The organism is Methylobacterium dankookense, from assembly GCF_902141855.1.
GTDB lineage: Bacteria > Pseudomonadota > Alphaproteobacteria > Rhizobiales > Beijerinckiaceae > Methylobacterium > Methylobacterium dankookense.
In genome coordinates this window covers 17,758-44,321 of record NZ_CABFVH010000038.1, presented here as the reverse complement: position 1 = coordinate 44,321, position 26,564 = coordinate 17,758, and the positions used below count along the sequence as shown (strand labels likewise).

Genomic DNA, 26,564 nt, shown 5'->3' with positions numbered 1-26,564 from the left:
CGCGCCCGCACGACACGAGATGGAGGACAGAGCCATGGCCGAGAGCGTCGTCATCGTCAGCGGCGTGCGCACCGCGGTGGGCACCTTCGGCGGCAGCCTCGCCGCGGAGCCGCCGAGCCGGCTCGGGGCGCTCTGCATCGCCGAGGCGCTCCGCCGGGCCGAGATCGCGGGCGACCGCGTCGGGCATGTGGTGGTCGGCAGCGTGATCCCGACCGAGCCGTGGGACGCCTACATCGCCCGCGTCGCAGCGATGGAGGGCGGCGTGCCGAAGGAGGTGCCGGCCTTCACGGTGAACCGCCTCTGCGGCAGCGGCGCCCAGGCCATCGTCTCGGCCGCACAGGCGATCATGCTGGGCGATGCCGAGGTCGCCGTGGCGGCGGGCGCCGAGAGCATGAGCCGCTCGCCGCACCTCCTCACCACCACCCGCTTCGGCCAGAAGATGGGGGACGTGAAGGCCCTCGACTACATGCTCGGCGCCCTCAACGACCCCTTCGGCAACGGCCATATGGGCGTGACCGCCGAGAACGTGGCGAGCCGCTATGGCATCTCGCGCGACGACCAGGACGCCTTCGCGGCGGAGAGCCAGGCGCGGGCGCAAGAAGCGATCCGGGAGGGCCGCTTCAGGGACCAGATCCTGCCCGTCGCGGCCACGCTGAACCGCAAGCCCGCGACCTTCGACACGGACGAGCACCCGAAGGCCACGAGCCCGGCCGACCTCGCCAAGCTCAAGCCCGCCTTCGCCCGGGAGGGCACGGTGACGGCGGGCAACGCCTCGGGCCTCAACGACGGCGCCGCCGCCCTGGTGCTGATGAGCGAGCGCGCGGCCGAACGGGCCGGCCTGCGGCCTCTGGCGCGGCTCGTCGGCTACGCCCATGCCGGCGTCGACCCCTCCGAGATGGGCATGGGCCCGGTGCCGGCGGTGCGCCGCCTCTGCGAGCGCACCGGCCTGAAGGCGGGCGATTTCGACGTCATCGAATCGAACGAGGCCTTCGCGGCCCAGGCTTGCGCGGTCTCGCGGGAACTCGACCTCGACCCGGCCAGGGTGAACCCGAACGGCGGCGCCATCGCGCTCGGCCACCCGATCGGCGCCACGGGCGCGATCATCACCGTGAAGCTCATCGCCGAGCTCGCCCGCATCCAGGGCCGGCACGGCCTCGTCACCATGTGCATCGGCGGCGGCCAGGGCATCGCGCTGGCGGTCGAGCGGCTGAACTGAGGCTCCACGATGACGGATCTGTTCAATCTCGATGGCCGGCACGCCCTCGTCACCGGGGCATCCAGCGGCCTCGGCCGGCACTTCGCCGTCCCCCTCGCCCGGGCCGGCGCGCGGGTGAGCCTCGCCGCCCGCCGCGCCGACGCGCTGGCCGACACCGTCACCGCGGTGGAGGCAGCGGGCGGGCAGGCGCAGGCCGTGGTGATGGACGTGACGGAGCGCGCGAGCGTCGCCGCGGCCATTGCGGCAGCCGAGGAGCGGTTCGGGCGCCTCGACATCCTCGTCAACAATGCCGGCATCGCGGCGCCCGCCACCGCCCTCGACCTCACCGAGGCCGATTGGGACGCCGTGATCGACACCAACCTCAAGGGCGTGTTCCTCACCGCCCAGGAGGCCGGCCGCCGCATGGCGGCGACCGGGGGCGGCAGCATCGTCAACGTCGCCTCGATCCTCGGCCTGCGCGTCACCGGCGGCGTCTCCGCCTATGCGGCCTCGAAGGCGGGGGTGGTGCAGCTCACCAAGAGCCTCGCCCTCGAATGGGCCCGCCACGGCATCCGCGTGAACGCCATCGCGCCGGGCTATGTCGAGACCGAGATGAACGCCGAGTTCTTCAGCTCCGATGCCGGCAAGGCGATGATCAGGCGCGTGCCGCAGCGCCGCCTCGGCCGGGCGCGCGAGCTCGACGGCGCCCTGCTGCTGCTCGCCTCCGACGCCGGCAGCTACATGACCGGCAGCATCGTCGCGGTCGATGGCGGCCATCTCGTCTCGGGGCTCTGACGCCATGCGCGACGCGGAGATGCTCGACGCGGATGCCCGCGCGGCCCTGCGCGACTGGATCGCCGCGCGGCTCGGCGCGCCCGATCTCGCCCTCACCGAGATCAGCCCGCTCAGCGGCGGCGCCATCCAGGAGAACTGGCGCCTGCGCTGCACGATCGCGGGCGCCGCCCGGGACTTCGTGCTGCGCAAGGACGCGGCGGCCACCATCGCATCGAGCCGCACGCGGGAGCAGGAATTCCGCCTGATCGAGGCGGCGCACCGCGCGGGCGTGCGCGTGCCGGAGCCCGTGGGCTTCTGCGCCGACGCCGCCGTGATCGGCGCGCCCTTCGCCCTGATGGGCCTCGTGCCGGGCATCGGGCTCGGGCCGCGCATCGTGAAGGAGGCGGGCCTCGGCGGCGACCGCGCCCGGCTCGCGGAGGAGCTCGGGCGCCAGCTCGCGCGGATCCATGCGATCCTCCCGGCGGGCGATACGCCGCCGCGGCTCGCCTTCCTCGGGGCGCCCGATCCCGATCCGGCCCTGGCCGAGATCCGGGCCCTGCGCGCGAGCCTCGACGGGATCGGCGCGAGGCGGCCCGCCATCGAATGGGGCCTGCGCTGGGCCGAGCGCCGCGCGCCGCCCTGCCCCGCCTCTACCCTGGTGCACCGCGATTTCCGCACCGGCAACTACATGGTGGACGAGGCCGGCCTCACCGCGATCCTCGACTGGGAATTCGCCGGCTGGGGCGACCCGGCCCAGGATCTCGGCTGGTTCTGCGCCGCCTGCTGGCGCTTCGGCCGGCCCGATCTCGAGGCCGGCGGCATCGCCCCGCGCGCCGATTTCTACCGCGGCTACGCCGACGAAGGCGGCCGGGTCGATCGGGAGCGTGTCGCCTATTGGGAGGTGATGGCCCATCTGCGCTGGGCGGTGATCGCGCTGGAGCAGGGATACCGCCACGTCTCCGGCCGCGAGACCTCCCTCGAACTCGCCCTCACCGGGCGGATGGCGGCGGAGCTGGAGCGCGCCGTCCTGCGCCTGACCCCGCCCGACGCCTGGAGCGCCTGACCATGCACGACGAGCCCCATGGCCGCGCCCTGCTCGACGTCGCGCGCAAGGCCCTCCTCGACGAGGTCGCGCCGGGTCTCGCCGGCCGGCAGCGCTTCGTCGCCCTGATGGTGGCCAACGCCATCGGCATTGCCATGCGCGAGATGGAAAACGAGGGCGCGCGGGACGCCGCCTGGGCGCGCGCCCTCGCGACGATCACGGATGGCGGGAGCGACCCCGTCGCGAGCCTCGCCCGGGCGATCCGCGCGGGCGCCCACGATGCGGACCCTGAGCTCTACGGAGCCCTGGTGGAGACGGCGGCGATCGCGGCCCGGACCTGGAAGCCGGATCCGGCCTGAGCGGAACCGCTCAGGCGGTGGCGGCCCTGCGGGCCTCGTCGAGGAGACGGGCGCGCGCGGCGGCGTCGAGCATCGGCCACAGGCTCATCAGTTCCAGGATCTCGCGCAGGTCGGGCCGGCCGCGCCCCTCGGTGAGCGCCTCCACCGAGCAGCCGACGAGGTCGGCGATCTGCCCGAGCGTCTCGGCCCGAACCGAACGCTGCGCTACGGCCTCCAGGTCAAGCAAGGTTGCCCTCCGGAACGATCGAACCCACCATCCGCATTCCAACGCCCCGAACAGGCCCCGCGCCGGCCGATCCGAGGAAGGATTGCGTATCCCGATTTCAGCATTCCACTTCATGCCGAACCGGAAAGTGGGTCGGCCTATAACACAACCGCAGCGATCATGCCCTAAAAATCTACGTCGAAGTCGGAGGTTGATCGGTAAATTTTGAATTCTCTGAGCGTTTTCTGCTCAATGCTGCCGAGAACCATGCACAAAATTGCTCATTCCTGCTCCGGAATCGCCGGCCGCCCGGCATTCGGCGACACCTTCCATCCGGGGCGGATGCTACAATATGACAGGGACCGGCCGCGTCCCCGCGGCCTCCCCGGGGTCCGCCCCGCCGATCGTGAAGAGCCGTCATGTCCGAAGCGATGTCAGAAGCCCAGTCCGCCGCGGCCGCGAAGATCCCCGTCACCGTGCTCACGGGCTATCTCGGCGCCGGCAAGACCACGCTCTTGAACCGCATCCTCACCGAGAATCACGGCAAGCGCTACGCCGTGATCGTCAACGAGTTCGGCGAGATCGGCATCGACAACGACCTCGTCGTCGGCGCGGACGAGGAAGTGTTCGAGATGAACAACGGCTGCGTCTGCTGCACGGTGCGCGGCGACCTGATCCGCATCATGGACGGCCTTGTGAAGCGGCGCGGCAAGTTCGACGCGATCATCGTCGAGACCACCGGCCTCGCCGACCCGGCCCCCGTCGCCCAGACCTTCTTCGTGGACCAGGACGTCGGCGAGGCCGCCCGCCTCGACGCGGTGGTGACGGTGGCCGACGCCAAATGGCTCTCGGACCGGCTGGAGGACGCACCCGAGGCCAGGAACCAGATCGCCTTCGCCGACGTGATCCTGCTCAACAAGTCGGACCTCGTCTCGGCGGAGGATCTCGACCGGGTCGAGGCCCAGATCCGCGGCATCAACCCCTTCGCGACGATCCACCGGACGCAGAACTGCGCCGTGCCCCTCGACGCGGTCCTGGAGCGCAATGCCTTCGATCTCGGCCGTATCCTCGACATCGAGCCGGAGTTCCTGGAGGAGGGCCACCACCATCACCACGCCGCCGACATCCAGTCGGTCTCGGCGAAGATCGAAGGCGCGGTGGATCCCGAGACGTTCATGCCCTGGATCTCGAACCTGACCCAGGTCCAGGGACCGGACATCCTGCGCTGCAAGGGCATCGTCGCCTTCCCGGACGAGCCGAAGCGCTTCGTCTTCCAGGGCGTGCACATGATCCTCGACGGGGACCTCCAGGCCGACTGGCGGGACGACGAGCCGCGCGTGTCGCGCGTGGTCTTCATCGGGCGCAACCTCGACGCGGAGGCGATCCGCTCGGGCTTCGAATCCTGCCGGGCCTGAACGCCGCTCGAAGTGATCGCCGCGCCCCTGCATGGATATGATGCGGGGGCGCTGCTCCTGCACCTGACCGGCCGGGACGCCGTCTCCTTCAGCGCGGGCGGCCGAAGGCCGAGCACCTGCTGGGTCAGGCCTCAAGATAATGGCAGGAGCTTGGGGTGCGGCGCGCCCTGCTGACGGTGCGATGCCTTTCGCCTCGATGAGGCAGACGTTTGACCGGGCACCGAACCGGCGTCCACTTCGGCTCAAGAGCGCTCCAGGCTTGCCACAATTCTTGTGGCTGATATCCTCAATTGCAATCTGCTCGAACATCTCTCACAGCAAGTTTCAGACCTCTATGATGCTGGATATTTCCAGACTTGGCAAAATCACCGTAGATGCTCAAGGTCTCGACGATGCACTCGCTGGCCATCCGGATAGGATCGTCAAATACATTCTTGAACCCAATAGAAAAATCCAGTTGCGCCAACCGTTCTCGACGAGTTCGGCATCGGGGGTCGATCCAGATTTTGCCAGAGCACTTTCTCGGAATGTTGCCTATCATGCCGCAGAGATAAATTGCTGCGTCTATCACGACGCGACCATCCTCCGATCGTCGCTCGGCGTCATGTTGCGCCCCAGAGCATGCTCCGCCGAATGGGATACCGGTTCAGAGGGAGAGCACACGTCAAAACAGGGGCTTGGAGCGGTAGATCTCGACACCCTATACAATCCGCCGGACGAGTCGTGCGGCTTCAAGGCCCTACAGGCTGGGCTCTTTGAGCGAGCGGACCCGAATGGTCTACGCGGTACGCCCGCGCAGACTGTCGCCGGCCTCAGCGTCCTCGCCGCGAACCGGTGGGCGGACAATTACCGGCATTGGCACAGCGAATGTATCCCAGCGATCCTGGCCGCCAAGGCTCTGCTGAATGGGCGCGATGCGACGTGGATCGTGCCCAGGCTGACGGAGTTTCAGAAATTCTCCTTCGACCAGATCGGGATTCCGCGTGAGAGAATTCTTGAACTGGGCGAACAGGATGCCTGCTGTGAGAGGCTTCTGATCGTCAGCTCGTTGTTCGAACGGACCTGGGTGTCGGGCTTCGTCGGCGCGAGGCTCAAGGAATACCGATCGTCGGTCATCGCATCGAACCGGCGGGCGGAGTCCGGAGACGGCACGGAGCCGGATCATGACCCGCAACGACAAGGCATCGCGGCCTATCGAATGCCGCCGCGACGGCTTTACGTCAGTCGGCGGGATTCTTCCATTCGCTCGATAACGAATGAGAGCGACGTGGAGGAACTCATGACGGAGTTCGGCTTTCAGATCATCAACAACTCGACCTTGTCACCGGATCAACAGGCGAAGAAATTCTCGGAAGCGGACGTTATTGTTGGACCGCATGGCGCCGGCCTCACGAATGCGATCTTCTTGCCCGAAGGATCTGTCGTCGTAGAGCTGAGGCCGAGCGACGTTTTAGGCCGATCACCATTCTGGGATCGCAGCGACTGGGCATTGTGCCATGCCCTCGGCCTACAGTACGGGATGATCTGCTTTCCCAATGGCGGCGATCGCGATGAATGGCAGATCGATGTCGGGCATCTCAGGTCGACCCTCCGAACGCTCGGGTGGTAGACGAAGCAGAACGGAGCGACCGCAACGTCGGAGCATCGACGCGGCTCGACAATAAGCAATCACGGGGGAATGAATGAGCTGGCTTCGGCATGTCATGAATGACAGCACCTGGAAAATGGTATCGAAGCTGAACGTCCGGGAAATGAGCGCACTGGAAATCTCTGGCAATCGCTGGAGAACAATGAATTTCCTGAATTACAAAACAATCGACTATCCAGATATCATCATCGATGAAACACCAATCGCAGAGACATTCGACATCATATTAGCCGAACAGGTCTGGGAGCATCTCAAATACCCCAGGAGAGGTGCTGTAAATTGCCTCAAGATGCTCAATCCAGGCGGATACCTTATGATCACGACCCCGTTCCTGGTTCGCCGGCATCCTCACCCAACCGATTGCACACGCTGGACCGATGAAGGGTTGAAGTATTTTCTTGAGGATGCCGGCTTTCCCTTGGAGAACATCTCGGTTGGAAGCTGGGGCAATCTCGGAGCGGTCATCAGCAATTTGACCCAGTGGGTCGAGTATGACAGGTCGCACAACGCAGTTCATCCTCTGACCAATGACCCGTTGTTCCCGATCGCCGTCTGGGCCCTGGCGAAGAAAGCTTAGCGGCTCGGAGCAACTAAATCCTTGCAGGATTGGGACAATGATTCGCTCTCAACGCCAATCATCTCCGCATCTTGAAAACTTATGCCAACAAGTCCGGCTGTGATAGGCGCGTTTGCAACATTATAATTGCGCCGCACTGCCAATCGTGCGGCGTTTTAATACAAAAATTTAGCACATTACAATGATAAGATACCCGCGCTGGGAGTTCATATGAGACCTAAAACATTCAACATCAGTCTGCATCGATGCGGAACTCAGAGCATTCATTATCTTATGAATGCACTCGGTCTCAATACGAAGCATTGGCCTCAGATGCACGGCGACGTTGATTTCCAAAACCTCGTGGTCGGCAGGGAGGACGATCCGGACTTCGTCGCAGACTGTCTTCGACCCCTGATCGACGATTTTGACACCGTCAGCGACGTGCCGATCTGTTCGATCTATGAACCTCTGGCCAAAATCTATCCCGATGCGAAGTTCATTGCCCTGAACCGGCCCACCAACGCTTGGATATCATCGGTCCGGCGCCATATCGGCAGCCGCCCCCTCGACCCCTTCGAGCGCGCACAGTATTGGAAATATCTCGACCAAAGGCCAACCACTCTGCTCGAGGTTGGCGACGATGAACTCGCCTATATGAAAGTGAAACACTACAAGGATATAGAAAAATTCTTTTCAAATACAAATCGGATTTACATTGGGAATTTGGGTGACGAATCCGTCGGGACCGAAATATGTCGATTCCTCGGCTTCGATCCCCGCATATTGCCCAATCAGGATTACTTGAGGGATCTGGTCCGTTAGGACGCCTTCTGCCAAACCATCAACCAGCACAGGGACAGGAACGAACGCTTGGGCAATCGAGCGCGCTGCCGCCCGCTTCGCCGCGCGAGAACGGCGAAGCGGGCGGCAGCGCGCCGGGATCAGCCCGGCTGACGCTCGAAGCGCTTGGCGACCTGGGCCATGCCCTCCGCCACGGCGGAGAGGGCGGCGTCGCTGCCGGCGGATACGGCCGCGTGCATACCGAGAACCGGCACGAAGACCAGGGCCATCATGAAGGCGATCACGATCACGCTGTGATCGCGGCGGGCGCCGCGCGCGGCACGCCGGGAAGCTCCGTTGAGGACAAACATGGCTCACCTCGTTTGCGACCAGCCGCCGAGGCCGGTCGCGGGCGAGCCGATCCGATGATCAGGCGCGGCCCGCTAGCGCGGCCATAGGCGGCATGGTCGATCGACTACTGTCGTCGGGCATCGGGATCGTGGTTCCAGTGAGACCGTAGGGCTCGGCGCGCGGACGCGGCGCCCCGACGGACAACTAGCGCATGATGCGACATGCATCGTTCGTCAAGTGTTAATGTCCCAGCGGGCGATCCGGTTTCCGGATTTTCCTCCGGATCCCTCAGGCGGCCGCGACGGAGGGCGCCGCGGCGTCGCGGCTGCGCCACAGGTAGCGGGCGAGCAGCGAGCGGTAGGGAGCGAAGGACGCCGCCACCGGCACGGTATCCGTGCAGCCGGCCAGACGGCGCAGCGTGCCCACCGCGGCGACGTCGCCGAGGGGCCAGATGTCGGGATCGAGGAAGTGGAAGATGCCGATCATGTCGGCGGTCCACGGCCCGACCCCGCGGATGCGGCAGAGATGGCGCGCGCGCTCGGGATGGGGCAGCATGGCGAGCTCCGGCCCGAGCAGCCCCGCCGCATCGGCGGCATGGATCGCCTGGAGCGCCCGGACCTTGTTGCCCGAGACGCCGCAGGCGCGCAGCGAGGTGGCGGCCTCACCCGTCGAATCCTCGGCGAACAGGGCGCGGACCGGCTCGCTTCGCGCCGCGGCCGCGGCCTCGATCCGCCCCCAGATCGCCAGGGCGGCGCGGGTCGAGAGCTGCTGGTTCACCACCTCCACGAACAGCCGGTCGGCGACGCTCGCATGGCTCGGCGGCGGCACCGCGATCGGCCCGATCTGCTGGAAGACCTCGTGGAGAGGGACGGAGACCGACGCCGCCATGCGGCACAGGCTCTCGTAGACGTCAGGATCGAGACGCATGCCGGCGGGCCACGGGCTCACCCGCGCGCCGGCCGCGTCGGTGGCGCCTTGAGCGCAGCCTCGATCTCCTCGCGCGACTTGCCGCGCAGATCGTAGCCGAGGGCCTCCAGCCGCTCGATCAGCGGACCGCTCTCCTCGATGGAACTGGCCGCCCAGGCGGCGAGCAGCGCATTGGTGCTCTCCAGCCGCTCGGCCGGCGTCTCGTCGGCATCATCCGCCGGGGTCCGCTCACGATCCGTCGCCATGCCAGCCTCTCAGCTCGTGGGGTCGGGGCGCCTCGCCCGGCCGGGCATGTGCCTCAACGCCCGTCAGGCGCGAAGGTGGCGCCCGCAGCGCCCGATCCGCGCGCCGCCTGCCGTCCTCGGCAGCAAAATGCCTGAGCCAGGAGCACCCTGGGAACGAGTGACAACCGGGCTGCAATTTCGTGCCGGATTGATTGACACCCCCCGGCGAATCTGCGCAAGGTTGCATCTGGTATACCGTCGACCAAGAAGTCGAGCAGGCCTCAGGATAGCAGCTTTCGGTTCCGCGCGCAGTCCAGTGCCGGGCGAAGCTGGTTTCCCGCCGAAGCTCGACAGTGCGGACCGAGAGGATCCGCCCGCCGGGAGGAGTGGGATGCTGGATTACAGCCGAGCAACAGGCGCCCGATGGTCGCCAAAGCCCGGATCTGCAGCACCTCGCCTTCCCGCAACTGCGGCCGAGCATTTCATTCGGCGGGCGATGTCAGCCCTCGGGCCGTCACCGGCCTTCATCGTGCCCGCCCGGGCGCGGATGGAGTCCGCCCGCGCCGCCTGACGGACGCCACGCTTTCGCGGAGCCCTCGCGGCACCGCCGAGACCCGAGACACCGCCCGGTACGGGCGGCCGAACGACAAGATCGAGAGACAAGACTGGAAGGACGCGCCATGGACCGCACCGCCAACGACCGCACCACCGCCGATCTCGCGGCGAGCACCGTCGAGACGATGACGGAGGAGCTGCGCCAGTCGAATGCCGAGGGGCCGGTCGCGGCCGAGCCGGAGCTGACCGACGGCTTCAACCTCGTCATCGACGCGCTGAAGCTCAACGACATCGAGACGATCTACGGCGTGCCCGGCATCCCGATCACCGATCTCGGCCGCCTCGCCCAGGCGCGCGGCATGCGCGTCGTGTCCTTCCGCCACGAGCAGAACGCCGGCAACGCCGCCGCGATCGCCGGCTTCCTCACCAAGAAGCCCGGCGTCTGCCTCACGGTCTCGGCCCCCGGCTTCCTCAACGGCCTGACCGCGCTCGCCAACGCCACGACGAACTGCTTCCCGATGATCCTGATCTCCGGCTCCTCCGAGCGCGAGATCGTCGACCTGCAGCAGGGCGACTACGAGGAGATGGACCAGCTCGCCATCGCCAAGCCGCTCTGCAAGGCCGCCTTCCGCGTCCTGCACGCCTGCGACATCGGCATCGGCGTGGCCCGCGCCATCCGCGCGGCGGTCTCGGGCCGTCCGGGCGGCGTCTATCTCGACCTGCCGGCCAAGCTCTTCGCGCAGGTGATGGAGGCCGATGCCGGCCAGAAGTCCCTCGTGAAGGTGATCGATCCGGCCCCGGCCCAGCGCCCGGGCGAGGACGCGATCCGGCGCGCCCTCGACGTGCTGAAGGGCGCCCAGCGTCCGCTGATCGTGCTCGGCAAGGGCGCCGCCTACGCCCAGGCCGACGAGGCGGTGCGCGCCCTCGTCGAGCATAGCGGCATCCCCTACGTGCCGATGAGCATGGCCAAGGGCCTCCTGCCCGACACCCACCCGCTCTCGGCCGGCGCGGCGCGCTCCACCGCGCTCAAGGACTCGGACGTCGTCCTGCTCGTCGGCGCGCGGCTGAACTGGCTCCTGTCGCACGGCAAGGGCAAGACCTGGGGCGCGCCCGGCTCGAAGAAGTTCATCCAGATCGACATCGAGCCGAAGGAGATGGACTCCAACGTCGAGATCGTCGCCCCCGTCGTCGGCGATATCGGCTCCTGCGTGAGCGCGCTCCTCGAGGGCATGGGCAAGGATTGGCAGGCCACGCCGGCCGCCTGGCTCGATACGCTCAAGTCCAAGAAGGAAGCCAACGTCGCCAAGATGGAGCAGAAGCTCCGCCGCAACGTGTCGCCGATGGACTTCCACGGCGCGCTCGGCGCCCTGAAGACGGTCATCAAGGAGCGGCCCGACGCCATCCTCGTCAACGAGGGCGCCAACACCCTCGATCTCGCCCGCGGCGTCATCGACATGTACCAGCCGCGCAAGCGCCTGGACGTCGGCACCTGGGGCGTGATGGGCATCGGCATGGGCTTCGCCATTGCCGCCGCCATCGAGACCGGCAAGCCGGTTCTCGCGGTCGAGGGCGACTCGGCCTTCGGCTTCTCGGGCATGGAGGTCGAGACGATCTGCCGGTACGAGCTGCCCGTCTGCATCGTGGTCTTCAACAACAACGGCATCTACCGCGGCACCGACACCGACCCGACCGGGCGCGACCCCGGCACCACGGTCTTCGTGAAGGACTCGCGCTACGACCGGATGATGGAGGCCTTCGGCGGCGTCGGCGTGAACGCCACCACGCCGGACGAGCTCAAGCGCGCCGTCGACGCGGCGATGGATTCGGGCCGTCCCACCCTGATCAACGCGGTGATCGACCCCGAGGCCGGCAGCGAGAGCGGCAATATCGGCAGCCTCAACCCGCAGAGCGGCCTCAAGAAGAAGGCCTGATGCGCCTTAACCTCCTGACGTGATCGCGCGCCGCGGCCCTCACAGGCCGCGGCGCGTCTCGTTTCGGCTTCGGAGTTCTCGATGCTCGACGGTCTCATGCTCGATCCCGCCCTCGCCGGCCGGCTGAGCTTCCGCCCCCGCCTGCCCGACCGGGAGCCGCTGCCGCCCGGCCGGCAGCCCCTCGGCCTCTTCGCCGAGCGCGACGCCGTGCTCGTGGTGCCGGAGGGGATCGATGCGGAGCGGCCCACGCCCCTCGTCGTGCTCTTCCACGGCGGCGGCGGCAGCGCCGAGCGCATCCTGCCGATGCTGGAGGGCCACGCCCAGGCCCGCGGCTTCCTGCTGCTGGCGCCGCAATCCCTGTTCCCGACCTGGGACCTCGTGATCGCGGGCAACGGCCCGGACCGGGAGCGGCTCGACCAGGCGCTCGCCGCCGTGTCGGCGCGCTTCCTGATCGATCCGCGCCGGCTCGCCTTCGCGGGCCATTCGGACGGCGGCAGCTACGCGATGTCGATGGGGCTGACCAACGGCGACATCGCGAGCCACGTGGTCATCTCGTCGGCGGGCTTCCTCACGGTGCAGATGCAGACCGGCACGCCGCGGCTCTTCCTGTCCCACGGGACGCGCGACGAGCAGATCCCCATCGACCGCAGCGCCCGCGTGCATGCGCGCAAGCTCCGGGACGCGGGCTACGACCTCACCTATGTCGAGTATGACGGGCCCCATGCCTGGAACCCGGACGTGGTCGCCCGCGCCGTCGACTTCTTCCTGGACGAGGCCGCCCCGGCCGCCGTCGAGACCGAGTGAGCCTGTTCGACCGAAAGGTCTGCTCACGGGCAGTCTGATTGGCCCTGAGCTCTTGTTTTGACGCGCTCTCTTGCGCCGAACCGGTGTCCACTTCGGCTTAAGAGCGCCCTAGTCGTCGGCAGAAATCTTGGCCGTCCGGCTGATCGACGCGGTGCGCGAAGGCGTAGCGAGGCCGGTGACCACCGCAATCGGCGCGTCCCGCCGGAGCGACGGGAAGCTTCCCCCCGGCCGCCCTCAGGCTGGCCGGAGCGACCGCAGGTGCGAGAACCCAACCAGCTTGCGAGTTTCCTCGTCCCACAAAGCCAGCCCAAGGCAAGCCAGGCTGTCGCGCAGCGTCAAGCGGCCCACCTGCCCGAGCGTTGCGTGCGCGTCCAGGCACTCCTGCAGCCGGTAGTTCGGGATGCGGCTGTTCAGGTGATGGACGTGGTGCAGGCCGACATTGCCGGTGAACCATTGCAGCACCGGGGGCAGAACGTAATAGGAACTGCTCCCGATCGCGGCGCGGTGGAAGTCCCAAGTCTCCGCGCTCTCCCAGACTGTCTCCTCGTACTGGTGCTGGACGTAGAACAGCCAGCCGCCAATCCAGGCGGCGACGCAGACGACCGGCAGCAGCACCCAGAGGACCGGCCCGATCCCGCCGGCCAGGACGGCCAACCCCGCCACGAGGGCGGCAAGGCCGAGATCGAGCGCCAGCACGTCCCGCCACGCGGTGCGCCACGGCAGGCCCATCCCGGAAGGAAACCGCTGGAGGACGAGAAAGTTGAGCGGCGAACCCAGCACGATCAGGACGAGCGGGTTGCGGTACAGACGATAGCGCAGCCGGCCATAGCGCGACCGATCGAGGTACTCGCGCACGGTCAGGGTGAGGATGTCGCCTGTGCCCCGGCGACTGAGATCGCCCGTAGACGCATGATGCAGGGCATGCGCTCGTTTCCAGCTGTCGTAGGGCGTGATTGTCAGGAGGCTCAGGACGCGTCCGAGCCAGTCGTTGCCGATGCGGGAGGACAGAAACGAGCCGTGCCCGCAATCGTGCTGGAGGATGAAGAGCCTGACCAGGAGGCCCCCGGCCGGCACGGCGAGCGCCAGCGCGAATGGCCCGTAGCCACGCGCGGCCACCCAGAGCATGAGCGCGCAGAGGGCGAGGTAGGGCAACACGGTATTGGCCAATTGCCGGCAAGCGAGCCGCGGGATGGGCCCGCGATAGGCCGCACAGTGGCGGATCATGTCGCGCGCGACGGCGGCGTTCACCCCGTCGGGCTCGTTACGGCGCACGCGATGAACCCGACTCGGTATCCTGGCGCGGCTGTCGCGCGACGCGCATCTCTGGCCTCAGCTTCGCTCTCCTGATCATCGAGATGCACGTAATGGGATCGGCCAAGTCCCGATCGACCCACACCGCCCTGGCCTGCCCTACTCAAACTGAGCCGCAACCGCCAGACAGCACATCGCCCGCCCAAAGCATCGAACGCCCGGGACGGGGCTGCCGACCGTTGACCCATCCGAGAACAGCATCAGACGGAACATCAGACGGAAGCGGCGGCTTTGACCGCCGTAGCCCAATGCGAGCTCTTAGCGCAAATCGGATCTGTGACCCTGCCTTTGCCAATTCCCTGCGGAAATGCCGGCGGACGCTGCCGAGCGGCCGAGATGGATGCATTGCTGAGCGGCCGCTTGCGGGCGGCGCATCAACTTCCGCAGTCCAACCTAGAGCGCTCTCCGCCGAAGTGGACACCGGTTCGGCGCAAGAGCGCGCGTCGAAACAAGAGCTTAGAGCTATTCGTCCAGTCAGGCTGTTTGCGTTTCGACCCTGAGATGCGAGGCGAAAGCGTCAGCACCTCGGGATGAGGTCGAGGGTGGGAACGACCGATCAGGATCCGTCATACAACTCTGAGCGATCGGACCGGGCTCGGCGCCGTCCGGGTCGTATCGGCCAAACGCGTGGTCGGGTGCCGGGACGGCGCGGCTGAGCGGAAGGCGGCGCGCCCCGCGAGGGACGCGCCGCCTTCTCGTTTTGACGCTGGCTGCTCAGCGGGTGCGGATCAGACCGCGCGGGCCGCGTGCAGCTCCTTGATCTGCTCGGCGGTGTAGCCGAGGTCCTGCAGGACCTGATCGGTGTGCTCGCCGAGCAGCGGCGACGCCTTCACCTCGACCTCCATGTCCGAGAACTTGATCGGGCTGCCGACCGTCAGGTACGAGCCGAGCTTCGGGTGGGGGACCTCGACGATCGTGCCGCTGGCGCGCAGCGACGGATCGGCGGCGATCTCCTTCATCGACAGCACCGGCGCGCAGGGGATGTCGAACTTGCGCAGGATGTCGACGGCCTCGATCTTGGTCTTGTCGGCCAGCCAATCCTCGATGAAGGCGAAGATCTCGAAGATCTTGTCCTGGCGGGCGCGGGGGGTGTTGTAGGCCGGGTCCTCGATCCACTCGGGCTTGCCGAGCGCCTTGCAGATCGGGGCCCAGGCATGGCCCTGGATCGTGAAGTAGATGTAGGCGTTCGGGTCCGACTGCCAGCCCTTGCACTTCAGCACCCAGCCCGGCTGGCCGCCGCCGCCCGCGTTGCCGCCACGCGGCACCACGTCCGAGAAGGTCCCGTGCGGGTACTGCGGGTACTCCTCGAGATAGCCCAGCGCGTCCAGGCGCTGCTGGTCGCGCAGCTTCACGCGGCAGAGGTTGATCACCGAATCCTGCATCGAGACGGCGACCTTCTGGCCCTTGCCGGTCTTGGACTTCTGATGCAGCGCCGTGAGGATGCCGATGGCGAGGTGCATGCCGGTGTTCGAATCGCCGAGCGCGGCGGCCGACACGGTGGGCGGGCCGTCCCAGAAGCCGGTGGTCGAGGCGGCGCCGCCGGCACACTGCGCGACGTTCTCGTAGACCTTCAGGTCCTCGTAGTGGTGGCCGTCCGAGAAGCCCTTCACCGAGGCGAGGATCATGCCGGAGTTGAGCTCCTGGATGCGGGCCCACGAGAAGCCCATGCGGTCGAGCGCGCCGGGGCCGAAATTCTCGACCATCACGTCGGATTCGCGGATCAGCTTCTCCAGGACTTCCTTGCCGGCCGGCGTCTTGGTGTCGAGCGTGAGCGAGCGCTTGTTGGAGTTCAGCATCGTGAAGTAGAGCGCGTCGGCATCGTCCACGTGGCGGAGCTGGGTGCGGGTGACGTCACCGGCGCCGGGACGCTCGACCTTGATCACGTCGGCGCCGAACCAGGCCAGCAGCTGCGTGCAGGCGGGGCCCGCCTGGACGTGGGTGAAGTCGATGATCTTGATCCCCTCGAGCGGCTTGCTCATCTTGCGTGTTCTCCCTAATCGGCAGCGTGTTCGACTGATGTGTCGTCGAGCTTGGGTCTTCTGATCCGGCCTTACCGGCCTGTTGAGCGGGCCTGACCGAGGCCGGGTCCGCAGCGTCTTCGCGTCTCGGGTGTCCGGTTGCTGCCCGGCTCTCGCGAATCCGTCTCGTGTGCCGCGTCGGCGCTCAGGCCGGCGCGGTAATCTCGGCTTCGAGTTCCGCCAGCCGTCGGCGCAGCCGGCGATCCTCTTCCCAGCGGGCGGTGTCGTCGCGGATCACCGCCACGATCCCGCTGATCGCGCCGGCCTCGTCGCGGACGAGGCCGACCGTGAAGGCGATGGAGAGGGGCCGCCCCTCCTTGTGCAGAGCCGGCACCCGCAGCACCTCCGCGCCGTAGCGGGTGACGCCCGTGCGCATGGTCTCGGCATAGCCCTGCCAGTGCCGGCGGCGGTGACGCTCCGGCGTGATCAGGTCGAGGGTCTGGCCAAGCGCCTCGGCCTCGGAGAAGCCGAAGATGCGCTCCGCGGCCGGGCTCCAGACCGTGATCGCGCCGTCCGGATCGGAAACCACCACGGCATCGCCCGAGGCGGCGACGATCGCGGCGAAATCGGTGTTCCGGCTCATCGCGTCCACACCCATGGCGGTCGCTCCTCCACTCGACACTGGCGGCTGCTCGGCGGGCTCAAGGCCGGCCTCCTCGCCGCCGTCCTCGGAGCGCCCGCGGGCCCTCCGGATCGTCTTCGTCGCGTTGTCAGCGCGGGCGGTCTCGCCCGGCCTTGGGAACGGCACCCGTCACGGCATGCGACGCCTCCCCTCGCGCGACCGGTGCGAAACCGGTCCTTCTGAAGGTCCGCGGCGGAATCGCCTGACCTTTCATAATGGTATGTGGTATGCCAAATGCGGTAGATAGGTCAAGTCCCGAGCCCGGAGCCGAGTTACAGATCACGCCGTCTGATTGACTCGGGCCCCGGAACGGCCACGCGGGGACCGGTCGCCGGATCGGATCGCGCCCTGCGGACTTGTCTGTCGACGGCCCCTGCCGGACCGATCCGGTCCGGCAGGGGTCGGCCATCGAACCGGGCCGGATGGAGTCGCGACGAGCATGAGCCAGGAACCGAGCGTCACGCTCAGGCACATCGCCGATTACCGATTCGAGGTGGATTTCGGCGATTTCCTCCCCCGCCTTTCCGTGGACGAAGCCGAGCCGATCGGCACCGGAGAGGGCCCCTTCCCCGAGCAGCTCCTCACGGCCTCGGTCGCGAACTGCCTCTGCGCCAGCCTCGTCTTCGCCCTGGCGAAGTATCGGCAGCGGGCACAGGGCATCGAGGCGCAGGCCCGCGCCCAGGTCGAGCGCAACGCGGAAGGGCGCCTGCGGGTGACGGGAATCGCGGTCGAGATCACGCTCGGTGCCGAGGCGGCGAGCCTCGACCGGATCGACCGGGCGCTCGAGCAGTTCCAGCGCTTCTGCACCGTCTCGGAGAGCGTGAAGGCCGGGATCCCGGTCGCCGTGACCGTCTCGGACAGTGCCGGGCGCCTGTTGAGCGAGAGCCACGCAACCGCAACACCGACGGAGGAAGCGCCATGACCGACCGGAACGAGACGGCGCGGGAGCCGGGCGACCTCGCACGCCTGTTCAATGCGCGCGCCAATGCCGGCGACGCGGAGGGTCTGGTGGCCCTCTACGAGCCCGGAGCGGTGCTCGCGGTGGGCAAGGTGGTCGCCACGGGCCACGAGGAGATCCGCCGCTTCTACACCGACCTGCTCGCGCGAAAGTCCGACTTCCCCCTCCCCGACACGCCGGAGCCGATCCTCAACGGCGACGTGGCGCTGACCTCGGCACGCCTGCCGAACGGCGTCATCTCGGTCGAGCTCGCCCGGCGGCAGCCGGACGGGCGCTGGCTCTGGGCGATCGACCAGCTCAAGATCCGCGCGCTCACGGAAGGCGGCGGCAATTCAAGGTAGACGACCGCGGCTTCAGCGTTGACTTTTGGAATGCCGTATACCAGTTTCCCTCGCGCACCCGGCGGGAGGCGGACGAGCGATGGCGGAGGACGAAGACTTCTCCCTGGCGCCCCTGCCTGCGGGGGCCTCGCTCAGCACGCTCGCCTACCGCGCCATCAAGGACGCGCTGGCCGGGCTCGACATCTATGCCAGCCCCGAGGCGGTCCGCCTCGATGCCCGCCGCCTCTCCCGCGATCTCGGCGTCAGCCGCACCCCGGTGCGCGAGGCGCTGATGGTGCTGGAGCAGGAGGGCTTCGTCCGCTGCGAGGCCCGGCGCGGCGTCTACGTGGTGCGGCGCACGCGGGACGAGATCGTCGACATCGTCCATGCCTGGACCGCCCTGGAGAGCATGGCCGCGCGCCTCGCCTGCACGCGGGCGAGCGACGCGCAGCTCGCCGGCCTCCGCAGCGCCTTTCCGGATTTCTATGGCGAGGCGCCGCCGCCGGGCGCGGCGGCCTATGCCGACGCCAATATCCGCTTCCACCAGACGATCATCGCCCTCGGGCAATGCCCGGTGATCTCGGGCCTCGCCGAGAACCTGCTCATGCATGTGCGCGGCATCCGCAACCTGGCCCTGCGCCAGGACGGGCGCGGCGAGCGCTCCACCCGCGAGCATGCCGCGATCATCGACGCCCTCTGCACCCGCGACGGCGAGCGGGCGGAGCAGCTGGTCCTCACCCACGGGCTCGGCCTCGCCACGCTGATCGAGCAATCCGAGGAGGAGCCCGCCTGGAGCTTCGAGCCTGAGGACGCGGATGCGGGACACGATCTCGGCATCCCCCACAGGTCCGGCGCGATCGGATAGGCCTGCGGCAGGCCGGGGCATCGTGCGGCGTGCCGGATGCGTCTACAATCCCGGATAGGTGATGGCCCCGGGGGGCGCGGCACGATGAGCGAGAGCGCCGATCGGCAAGAGGCGGTCGCCGCCCCCCTCCCCTTCGCGGCCTTCGCCGGGCCCGCTTCCACGCCCAGCCACCTGCGCGACAGGATCCGCGCCGCGACGCGCCGGCCCGAGCCCGAATGCCTGACGCTCCTCCTCGCGGAGGCCGCGCCGACGTCCCGGGAGGAGGCGGTCGCCGCCCCCCTCGCCCGCCGCCTCGTCGGCGCCTTGCGCGCCAAGGGCACGCGCGGCCCCGTGGCGCAGGTGATGCAGGAATTCGCTCTGTCGAGCGCCGAGGGGGTCGCGCTGATGTGCCTCGCCGAGGCGCTGCTGCGCATCCCGGACGAGGCCACCCGCGACGCGCTGATCCGCGATAAGATCGGCGCGGGCGACTGGGACGCCCATCTCGGCCACGCCCAAGGCCTGTTCGCGGGGGCGGCGACCTGGGGCCTCGCCGTCACCGGGCATCTCGTCGCTCCGCACGGCGAGGCCGGCCTGTCGGCGGCGCTCTCCGGGCTCGTCCGCCGGCTCGGCGAGCCGGTGATCCGCCGCGGCGTCGACCTCGCCATGCGGATGCTGGGCGGCCAGTTCGTCACCGGCCGCGACATCGGCGAGGCGCTGGACCGGGCTCGCGCCCTGGAGGCGCGCGGCTTCTCCTACTCCTACGACATGCTCGGCGAGGCCGCGATGAACGCCGCCGACGCCGCACGCTACGAGCGCGACTATGCGGGCGCCATCGCGGCGATCGGCCGGGCGGCGGCCGGGCGCGGGCCCTATGCCGGCCCCGGCATCTCGATCAAGCTCTCGGCGCTCCACCCGCGCTATGCCCGGGCCCAGCGCGGCCGGGTGATGGCGGAGTTGCTGCCGCGGGTGCGCGGCCTCGCCCGCGCTGCCCGCAGCCACGGCATCGGCCTCAACATCGATGCCGAGGAGGCCGACCGGCTCGATCTCTCCCTCGACATCCTCGAAAGCCTCGCCCTCGATCCCGACCTCGCCGGCTGGGACGGGCTCGGCTTCGTGGTCCAGGCCTATGGCAAGCGCGCGCCGGCGACCCTCGATTTCCTGATCGACCTCGCGGAGCGCGGAAGGCGGCGGATCATGGTCCGCCTCGTCAAGGGCGCCTATTGGGACGCCGAGATCAAGCGCGCGCAGATCGACGGGCTTTCTGATTTCCCGGTCTTCACGCGCAAGCTCCACACGGACGTGTCCTACCTCGCCTGCGCCCGCAGGATGCTGGCCGCGCGCGACCGGATCTTCCCGCAATTCGCCACCCACAACGCGCGCACGCTCGCCTCGATCGTCGCGATGGCCGGCCCGGATTTCCGCTTCGGCGACTACGAGTTCCAGTGCCTGCACGGCATGGGCGAGGCGCTCTACGAGGAGGTGGTGGACGGCGACCTCGGCCTGCCCTGCCGCATCTACGCGCCGGTGGGCAGCCACGAGACCCTGCTCGCCTATCTCGTGCGGCGGCTCCTGGAGAACGGCGCCAACGCCTCCTTCGTCCACCGGATCGGCGATTCCAGCGTGCCGGTCCCCGACCTCGTCGCCGAGCCGGTGGCGCAGGCGCGCGCCGTCGCGCCCGTCGGCAGCCCGCATCCGGGCATCGCACTGCCCGGCGACCTCTACCGCCCGGAGCGGCCCAATTCCCGCGGCCTCGACCTTGCCGACGAAGGCGTGCTCGCTAGCCTGCAGGCGAATCTCGGCGCGGCGTCACGTGAGGTGAGGATCGCGCGGCCTCTGCTCGGGCATGGCGCGGGCGGCGGACCGAAGCGTCCGGTGACGAACCCGGCCGACCGCGTCGACATCGTCGGCCACGTGGTCGAAGCCGATGCGGAGACGGTCGAGGCGGCCCTCGCCCAGGTCGAATCGGCCGCGCCCGGCTGGGCCGCCATCCCCGCGGCCGAGCGCGCCGCGCGCCTCGCCCGCGCCGCCGACCTGTTCGAGGCGCGCCGCGACGCCCTCCTCGCCCTGCTGGTGCGCGAGGCCGGCAAGTCGGTGGGCAACGCGATCTCCGAACTGCGCGAGGCGGTCGATTTCCTGCGCTATTACGGCGCGCAGGCGCAGAGCCTCGACTGGGGCGCCTGCCACCCGCTCGGGCCCACCGTCTGCATCAGCCCGTGGAACTTCCCGCTCGCCATCTTCACCGGTCAGGTCGCGGCGGCGCTCGCCGCCGGCAACCCGGTCCTCGCCAAACCCGCAGAGGAGACGCCCCTCGTCGCGGGCCTCGCCGTCGCGCTGCTGCGCGAGGCCGGCATCCCCGCGGAGGCGCTGCAGATCCTGCCCGGCGACGGCACGGTCGGCGCCCGGCTGGTGGCCGATCCGCGCTGCCGCGGGGTGGTGTTCACCGGCTCGACCGCGGTCGCGCGCGCGATCCAGCGCAGCCTCGCGGACCGCCTCGATCCGGAGGGGCGACCGGTGCCGCTCGTGGCCGAGACCGGCGGCCAGAACGCGATGGTGGTCGATTCCTCGGCACTGCCCGAGCAGGTGGTGGCCGACGTACTCGCCTCGGCCTTCGATTCGGCCGGCCAGCGCTGCTCGGCCCTGCGGGTGCTCTGCCTCCAGGCGGAGATCGCGCCGCGCGTCCTCGCCATGCTGAAGGGGGCGATGGCCGAGCTCAGCGTGGGCAATCCCGACCGGCTCGCCACCGATATCGGCCCGGTGATCAGTGACGAGGCCCGCGACGGCATCCTGGCGCATGTGGCGCGGATGCGGGCGCTCGGCCGGCCCATCCACGCCCTCGACCTGCCGGCGGACTGCGCGGCCGGCAGCTTCGTCGCGCCGACGCTCATCGAGATCGCCGGGCTCGACGATCTCGACCGCGAGGTGTTCGGCCCGGTCCTGCACGTGCTGCGCTACCCCCGCGACGGGCTCGACGCGCTGGTGTCGGCCATCAACGCCACCGGCTATGGCCTGACCTTCGGCCTGCACAGCCGGATCGACGCCACGGTCGCGCGCGTCACCGGCGCGGCGCGGGCCGGCAACCTCTACGTCAACCGCAACATGATCGGGGCGGTGGTGGGCGTGCAGCCCTTCGGCGGCGAGGGCCTGTCGGGGACGGGGCCGAAGGCAGGCGGCCCGCTCTACCTGCGCCGCCTCGTGGCCGGCGCCGCGTCCGAACCGCAGCCCGGCCGCGCCCTGCCGGCAGCCTTGCGGGCGCTCCGCGACGCCCTGCGCGCCGCCGGCCGAATCGAGGAGGCCGAGACCTGCGCGCGGGATGCGGCCCGCTCGCTCCTCGGGACGGAGCTGGCGCTGCCCGGCCCGGTCGGCGAGAGCAACCGCTACGGCCTGCACCCGCGCGGACCCGTCCTGTGCCGGCCGCTGAGCGAGGGCGGCCTCGTCGCCCAGCTCTCGGCCGCGCTCGCCACCGGCAATCCGGTCCGGCTGCATGCGTCTCCGGCCTTGTGGGAACGGGTCGCCGCCCTGCCGGAAGCGGTCCGTGCCGCGATCACCCGCGCGGAGGCCTCGACCGACTGCGCCGCGTTCCTCGTCGAGGGCGAGGCAGAGACGCTGGCCGCCTTGCACGAGGCGGCGGCGCTGCCCGGCCCGATCCTACCGGTGCTGCGCGTGCCTTCGGCCGACGACCCGCTGCCCTGGCTCCTGCGCGAGCGCAGCCTCAGCGTGAACACCGCCGCGGCCGGCGGCAACGCCTCGCTCATGGCGCTCGGCTGAAGACCCGGGATCCCAAAGGGATCATCCCTTTGGTGGGGTATCGGGGCGAAGCCCTGATGAACATACCAGGGCTCCGCCCTGGACCCGCCAAAGGCCTGAGGCCCTTGGAAACCCGGACCCTATTTCAGGTCGCGCACATAGGTGTCGCCCGCGGCGGCCTTGAGCGCGGCGCCGGCCTCGCGGCCGATCGCCTCCGCGTCTACGGCGGCGCCGCTGCGGCGGACCGCCCAATGGCGGCTGCCGTCGGGCAGGAAGAGCAGCCCGTCGAGATGCAGACTCTCGCCCTCGATCCGGGCGAGCGCCGCGATCGGCGTGCGGCAGGAGCCGTCGAGCTCGGCGAGAAGCCCCCGCTCGGCCGTGATGGCGGTGGTGGTGCGGGCGCAGGCGATGGGCGCGAGCAGGGCGCGGATCTCGGCATCGCCGGCGCGGCACTCGATGCCGAGCGCACCCTGCGCCACCGCCGGCAGCATCTCGTCGGTGGGGAGGACGCTGCGCGCCATGTCCTCCAGGCCGAGGCGCTCCAGGCCGGCGAGCGCCAGCAGCGTCGCGTCGCACTCGCCCGCCTCCAGCTTGCGCATGCGGGTGTTGGCGTTGCCGCGGAGAGGCACGATCTTGAGGTCGGGACGGCGCATCAGCACCTGCGCCCCGCGCCGGAGCGAGGAGGTGCCGACCCGCGAGCCGGGCTTCAGCCCGGCGAGGTTCTCCGCGTGCGGCGAGAGGAAGGCGTCGCGCGGGTCGTCGCGCTCCAGGATGCAGGCGATGACGAGCCCGTCCGGCAGCCAGGTCTCGACATCCTTCATCGAGTGGACGGCGACATCCACCTCCTCGGCGAAGAGCGCCTGCTCCAATTCCTTCGTGAACAGGCCCTTGCCGCCGATCTCGGAGAGCGGCCGGTCGAGCACCTTGTCGGCCACCGTGGTGATGACGACGATCTCGGTCTCGAGCCCGGGATTGGCCGCGACGATGCGGTCGCGGACCATGCCCGTCTGGGCGAGGGCCATCGGGCTGCCGCGGGTGCCGATGCGCAGGGGCCTGTTCAGCATGGGAAGCCTCAGAAGGCGCTCAGGACCAGCTCGGTATGCTCGACGCTCGGCGGCCCGTCGAAGGTCGGCGAGACGATGGCGCGGTAGTCCTTCCAGGCCTGCGAGCCGGTGAAGTCCTTGGTATGCGCCTCCAGCGTCTCCCACTCGATGAGCAGGCGGTAGCGCTGCGGCTTCTCCACCGAGCGGCGCACGTTGAAGCTGACGCAGCCCTTCGCGGCGCGGAAGATCTCGGAGGCTCGGCCGATGCCGGCCTCGAACGCGGCTTCCGAGCCGGGCTTCACGTCGATCTGGGCGATCTCGAGGATCATCGGGGTCTCCTACTGAAGGGGGCGGCCGAGCTTGCGCGCCAGGATGCGCTGCGGGCTCTTCTCGGGATCGGCCTGGGCGGCGACGGGCAGGTAGGCGGTCTGCTCCAGCATGTAGCGGCCGCCCATGGCGCCGTGCATCACGAGGTCGGAGAAGGTCACCCAGGTCTGGCCGGGCAGGAACTCCACGTCGGCCTGCGGGGCGCTGGCCTGGTAGCCCTCGTCCTGCTTCAGGGCATCGTGCAGGTGCAGCATCAGGTGGTCGTATTCGGAGCGGCGCGCCTTGGTGATGCGCAGCGCCGAGAGCAGCCGGGCCGAGAGCGGCGAGTAGCCGGGCAGGCGTGGCAGGAACTTGTCGGCCATCGAGCCGAAATCCTCGCCGACCCGCCAGCGCCGCGGCTGGCCGCTCGGGTTGATGTTGCGGAAGACGCGCAGGATGCGCTTCTCGCCGATCGGGTTCGAGGGGAAGGCGTCGACATGGAGCCGCGTGTCGTCGCGGCGCCAGCTCAGCTTGCGCTGGTCCACCTCGAAGGGCCGGTAGGAGGTGCCGGCGAGGCTGATCCGGCCGGCATATTCGGGCAGGTGGCGCGCGATCAGCCCCTCGGCGAAGGCACGGTAGCGGACGAGGAGCTGGCGCAGGGCCTCCTGCTCCTCGGGCGTGCCGGCTGCGCCGCGCAGCTCGGCCTGATCGCCGCGGATGTTGACGTTCTTGGCCTTGCCGTCTGCGAAGGGGCGCTCGACGAAGCGGCTCTCGAAGTCGCTGAAGGGGAAGTCGAGATCGGGGAAGAGGAGCACCGCGCCGTCCTCCAGGGCCGCAGCCAGCGAGCCGCCGCGCGCCTCGGCCTGCGTGACCGTGTGGATGGGGCTGATCATCTCGGCCGAACTCCCGGAATTCCTGCAGCGAAGACGGTTCCGCCGTGTAGCCGAGCCGCCGCCGCAGCGCCAGGGAGGCGATTTTGCGGTGGATGACATCCGGCTGGGCCCATGCCCGCGGCCCGGCGAGTCCTCGCGCGGCTTGCGCAACCGGGCGCCGATCCGGCACGTTCAGGCTACGTTCCGGGCCCGCGCGCCCGCCTGCACGCCCTGTCGCGAGAGACCGTCCATGGCGACGCTGAAGGAATTCGAGGACGCCCTGCGCGAGCACGGCATGAACATGGCGCTCGCCCTGCTGGAGCGCCTGCGCGAGCGCGACCGCGCCACCCGCACGGTCAAGCCCGCCCGTCGGCTCACCGGCCAGAAGATGACGCCGGAACTCGCCCGCGCCATCCTGGACCTGCACGCCACCACGGGCATGACCCAGCAGGAGATCGCCTTCAAGGTCGGCGTGAACCAGGGCCGGGTGAACGAGGTGATCAAGCGCGGCAAGTGGCTCACCGACGACCCGCAGGCGCCGGAGGCGGTGGCCCGCGACAAGGCCAAGGCGCGCATGCGCGGCGAGCCGAAGCCGAAGAAGGCCGCGCCGAAGGAGCGGAAAGCCCCGCCGCGGCGCACCAACCAGGGCCAGCTCGCCCTGGGGGACCTCTGAGCGCGGGACGGAAACGCGAGGGCCGCGCGGCGTTCTCTCCGCACCCCACCGGGAGCGGATCCGATGCGACGCCTGTTCACGCTGACCCTGATCCTCGCGGCCCTGCCGGCCGCGGCCCAGACGCGGCCCGATACGACCACCATGACCTGCGGCCAGGCCCGGGGCACGGTGGCGCGGGCCGGCGGCATCGTGCTCGGCACGGGCGGGCCCACCTACGACCGCTTCGTGCGCGACCGCCGGTTCTGCGAGCCGACCGAATTCACCAAGGCCGCCTTCGCGCCGACGCGCGACAACCCGCGCTGCTTCGTCGGCTATACCTGCTTCGAGCCCGGCGCCTCGGACTGGCCGGGCGATTACTGACCGGACACGAAAACGCCCCGGCCGATGGCCGGGGCGCCCCCTCTCGGGTCGGCCGCGGGTTACGCGGCCGCGCGGACCTCGCCCTCGATCGCCTGGGCCGGGCGGCCGGTGGCGATCTGGATCTGACGCGGCTTCTTCGCCTCCGGAATCTCGCGGACGAGATCGATGTGGAGGAGACCGTTCTCCAGCGCCGCGCCCGTCACCTGGACGTAGTCGGCGAGCTGGAACCGGCGCTCGAAGCCGCGCGCGGCGATGCCCTGGTGCAGGAACTCCACGCGCTGGGCCGGATCGGCCTTGCGCTCGCCCTTCAGGGTCAGCGCGTTCTCCTTGACCTCGATCGCGAGATCGGCCTCGGTGAAGCCGGCGACCGCGACGGTGATCCGGTACGCGTTCTCGCCGGTGCGCTCGATGTTGTAGGGCGGGTAGCTCGGCACGGCATCCGCGCTCACGAACTGGTCGAGGGCGGAGAAGAGCCGGTCGAAGCCGACGGTGGAGCGGTAGAGGGGAGCAAGATCGAACTGACGCATAACATATCCTCCGTGGAGCAACATGCTTCTGATGCATTCACGCAGGTCCGCCCGCGGGCCGGACCTTGTCGTGCCGCCATCTGGCCGGCACGAGAGCGATATCGGGGCGCCTCCAGCCCTGTTCAAGAGCCGTGAAGCCTTCCGCAATGCTGGTGCGGTAATTTTTTTTCGCCGATCCCTCGCGCCCCCGAGACCCG

At 69.2% G+C, this 26,564-nt stretch carries 27 protein-coding genes; 16 read left to right on the top strand and 11 right to left on the bottom strand.

From position 1 onward, the window contains the following. Positions 1 to 34: 34 nt before the first annotated feature. From bktB to MTDSW087_RS22140, 4 genes are read left to right on the top strand one after another with little or no spacing between them, the layout of a single operon-like run. Positions 35 to 1,216 (top strand): beta-ketothiolase BktB, encoded by a 1,182-nt coding sequence (gene bktB, locus MTDSW087_RS22155; protein ID WP_144767046.1) that lies wholly within the window; start codon positions 35 to 37, stop codon positions 1,214 to 1,216. Positions 1,217 to 1,225: 9 nt separating this feature from the next. After that, on the top strand, positions 1,226 to 1,990 hold the full coding sequence (locus MTDSW087_RS22150; protein ID WP_144767045.1) for an SDR family NAD(P)-dependent oxidoreductase: 765 nt from the start codon (positions 1,226 to 1,228) through the stop codon (positions 1,988 to 1,990). 4 nt (positions 1,991 to 1,994) lie between these two features. Continuing rightward, a complete protein-coding gene (locus MTDSW087_RS22145) occupies positions 1,995 to 3,032 on the top strand; it encodes a phosphotransferase family protein (RefSeq protein WP_238179600.1) in 1,038 nt (345 codons plus the stop codon). Between the two features lie 2 nt (positions 3,033 to 3,034). Continuing rightward, a complete protein-coding gene (locus tag MTDSW087_RS22140) occupies positions 3,035 to 3,370 on the top strand; it encodes a DUF6285 domain-containing protein (protein WP_144767044.1) in 336 nt (111 codons plus the stop codon). Positions 3,371 to 3,380: 10 nt separating this feature from the next. On the opposite strand, the gene MTDSW087_RS22135 is transcribed toward MTDSW087_RS22140, so the two are convergent. After that, positions 3,381 to 3,596 carry a hypothetical protein gene (locus MTDSW087_RS22135; protein WP_144767043.1) on the bottom strand — a complete coding sequence of 72 codons (216 nt, stop codon included), beginning with the start codon at positions 3,594 to 3,596 and terminating at the stop codon, positions 3,381 to 3,383. A 410-nt stretch (positions 3,597 to 4,006) separates the two neighbouring features. Here MTDSW087_RS22135 and MTDSW087_RS22130 point away from each other — a divergent pair, with 410 nt between their 5' ends. From MTDSW087_RS22130 to MTDSW087_RS22115, 4 genes are all read left to right on the top strand, one after another. Beyond that, entirely contained in the window at positions 4,007 to 4,990 is a 984-nt protein-coding gene (locus MTDSW087_RS22130; protein ID WP_144767058.1) for a CobW family GTP-binding protein, read from the top strand. 259 nt (positions 4,991 to 5,249) lie between these two features. Further along, positions 5,250 to 6,599 (top strand): glycosyltransferase family 61 protein, encoded by a 1,350-nt coding sequence (locus MTDSW087_RS22125; RefSeq protein ID WP_186383958.1) that lies wholly within the window; start codon positions 5,250 to 5,252, stop codon positions 6,597 to 6,599. A gap of 94 nt (positions 6,600 to 6,693) precedes the next feature. After that, positions 6,694 to 7,215: a methyltransferase domain-containing protein gene (locus tag MTDSW087_RS22120; RefSeq protein WP_186383957.1), complete on the top strand. Its 522-nt coding sequence runs from the start codon at positions 6,694 to 6,696 to the stop codon at positions 7,213 to 7,215. A gap of 210 nt (positions 7,216 to 7,425) precedes the next feature. Beyond that, positions 7,426 to 8,019: a sulfotransferase gene (locus MTDSW087_RS22115; protein WP_186383956.1), complete on the top strand. Its 594-nt coding sequence runs from the start codon at positions 7,426 to 7,428 to the stop codon at positions 8,017 to 8,019. Between the two features lie 119 nt (positions 8,020 to 8,138). Here MTDSW087_RS22115 and MTDSW087_RS22110 read toward each other — a convergent pair whose 3' ends face one another. The 3 genes from MTDSW087_RS22110 to MTDSW087_RS22100 all read right to left on the bottom strand — a co-directional run bounded on the left by MTDSW087_RS22110 (position 8,139) and on the right by MTDSW087_RS22100 (position 9,500). Then, a complete protein-coding gene (locus MTDSW087_RS22110; RefSeq protein ID WP_144767039.1) occupies positions 8,139 to 8,348 on the bottom strand; it encodes a hypothetical protein in 210 nt (69 codons plus the stop codon). A 268-nt stretch (positions 8,349 to 8,616) separates the two neighbouring features. Next, a complete protein-coding gene (locus MTDSW087_RS22105) occupies positions 8,617 to 9,255 on the bottom strand; it encodes a DNA-3-methyladenine glycosylase family protein (RefSeq protein ID WP_144767038.1) in 639 nt (212 codons plus the stop codon). A gap of 17 nt (positions 9,256 to 9,272) precedes the next feature. Next, positions 9,273 to 9,500, bottom strand: coding sequence for a hypothetical protein (locus MTDSW087_RS22100; protein ID WP_144767037.1), 228 nt, complete (start codon positions 9,498 to 9,500; stop codon positions 9,273 to 9,275). 719 nt (positions 9,501 to 10,219) lie between these two features. Here MTDSW087_RS22100 and oxc point away from each other — a divergent pair. After that, a complete protein-coding gene (oxc, locus tag MTDSW087_RS22095) occupies positions 10,220 to 11,965 on the top strand; it encodes an oxalyl-CoA decarboxylase (protein WP_238179745.1) in 1,746 nt (581 codons plus the stop codon). A gap of 96 nt (positions 11,966 to 12,061) precedes the next feature. After that, positions 12,062 to 12,769, top strand: coding sequence for an alpha/beta hydrolase (locus tag MTDSW087_RS22090; protein WP_144767057.1), 708 nt, complete (start codon positions 12,062 to 12,064; stop codon positions 12,767 to 12,769). A 234-nt stretch (positions 12,770 to 13,003) separates the two neighbouring features. Here the strand turns inward: MTDSW087_RS22090 and MTDSW087_RS22085 are convergent, their stop codons facing one another. The 3 genes from MTDSW087_RS22085 to MTDSW087_RS22075 form a co-directional block, all read right to left on the bottom strand. Further along, positions 13,004 to 13,993, bottom strand: a complete 990-nt coding sequence (locus MTDSW087_RS22085; RefSeq protein WP_144767056.1) for a fatty acid desaturase — start codon at positions 13,991 to 13,993, stop codon at positions 13,004 to 13,006. Positions 13,994 to 14,808: 815 nt separating this feature from the next. Then, positions 14,809 to 16,059, bottom strand: coding sequence for a formyl-CoA transferase (gene frc / locus MTDSW087_RS22080; protein ID WP_144767035.1), 1,251 nt, complete (start codon positions 16,057 to 16,059; stop codon positions 14,809 to 14,811). Between the two features lie 184 nt (positions 16,060 to 16,243). Then, a complete protein-coding gene (locus tag MTDSW087_RS22075) occupies positions 16,244 to 16,696 on the bottom strand; it encodes a PAS domain-containing protein (RefSeq protein ID WP_238179791.1) in 453 nt (150 codons plus the stop codon). A 463-nt stretch (positions 16,697 to 17,159) separates the two neighbouring features. On the opposite strand from MTDSW087_RS22075, the gene MTDSW087_RS22070 reads away from it, so the two are divergent. The 4 genes from MTDSW087_RS22070 to putA all read left to right on the top strand — a co-directional run bounded on the left by MTDSW087_RS22070 (position 17,160) and on the right by putA (position 22,607). Further along, a complete protein-coding gene (locus MTDSW087_RS22070) occupies positions 17,160 to 17,642 on the top strand; it encodes an OsmC family protein (RefSeq protein ID WP_144767034.1) in 483 nt (160 codons plus the stop codon). Further along, a complete protein-coding gene (locus MTDSW087_RS22065; protein ID WP_144767033.1) occupies positions 17,639 to 18,019 on the top strand; it encodes a YybH family protein in 381 nt (126 codons plus the stop codon). The genes MTDSW087_RS22070 and MTDSW087_RS22065 overlap by 4 nt, the downstream gene beginning before the upstream one ends. Positions 18,020 to 18,098: 79 nt before the next feature. Further along, complete coding sequence (locus MTDSW087_RS22060) at positions 18,099 to 18,863, top strand: GntR family transcriptional regulator (protein WP_144767032.1); 765 nt, start codon at positions 18,099 to 18,101, stop codon at positions 18,861 to 18,863. Positions 18,864 to 18,947: 84 nt separating this feature from the next. After that, positions 18,948 to 22,607: a bifunctional proline dehydrogenase/L-glutamate gamma-semialdehyde dehydrogenase PutA gene (gene putA / locus MTDSW087_RS22055; protein WP_144767031.1), complete on the top strand. Its 3,660-nt coding sequence runs from the start codon at positions 18,948 to 18,950 to the stop codon at positions 22,605 to 22,607. Positions 22,608 to 22,726: 119 nt separating this feature from the next. Here putA and hemC read toward each other — a convergent pair whose 3' ends face one another. Genes hemC through kdoO form a run of 3 tightly spaced genes read right to left on the bottom strand, consistent with a single transcriptional unit; the run spans position 22,727 to position 24,828 of the window. After that, a complete protein-coding gene (gene hemC / locus MTDSW087_RS22050; RefSeq protein ID WP_144767030.1) occupies positions 22,727 to 23,650 on the bottom strand; it encodes a hydroxymethylbilane synthase in 924 nt (307 codons plus the stop codon). A gap of 8 nt (positions 23,651 to 23,658) precedes the next feature. Continuing rightward, positions 23,659 to 23,958 carry an antibiotic biosynthesis monooxygenase family protein gene (locus MTDSW087_RS22045; protein WP_144767029.1) on the bottom strand — a complete coding sequence of 100 codons (300 nt, stop codon included), beginning with the start codon at positions 23,956 to 23,958 and terminating at the stop codon, positions 23,659 to 23,661. 9 nt (positions 23,959 to 23,967) lie between these two features. Continuing rightward, positions 23,968 to 24,828: a Kdo hydroxylase KdoO gene (gene kdoO, locus MTDSW087_RS22040; RefSeq protein ID WP_144767028.1), complete on the bottom strand. Its 861-nt coding sequence runs from the start codon at positions 24,826 to 24,828 to the stop codon at positions 23,968 to 23,970. Positions 24,829 to 25,057: 229 nt separating this feature from the next. Between kdoO and MTDSW087_RS22035 the strand changes: the two genes are divergently transcribed. Next, positions 25,058 to 25,480, top strand: a complete 423-nt coding sequence (locus tag MTDSW087_RS22035) for an RNA polymerase subunit sigma-70 (protein ID WP_144767027.1) — start codon at positions 25,058 to 25,060, stop codon at positions 25,478 to 25,480. Between the two features lie 63 nt (positions 25,481 to 25,543). Then, positions 25,544 to 25,840 (top strand): hypothetical protein, encoded by a 297-nt coding sequence (locus MTDSW087_RS22030; protein WP_144767026.1) that lies wholly within the window; start codon positions 25,544 to 25,546, stop codon positions 25,838 to 25,840. 59 nt (positions 25,841 to 25,899) lie between these two features. On the opposite strand, the gene MTDSW087_RS22025 is transcribed toward MTDSW087_RS22030, so the two are convergent. Beyond that, positions 25,900 to 26,367, bottom strand: a complete 468-nt coding sequence (locus MTDSW087_RS22025; RefSeq protein ID WP_144767025.1) for an Hsp20 family protein — start codon at positions 26,365 to 26,367, stop codon at positions 25,900 to 25,902. Between the last annotated feature and the right edge of the window lie 197 nt (positions 26,368 to 26,564).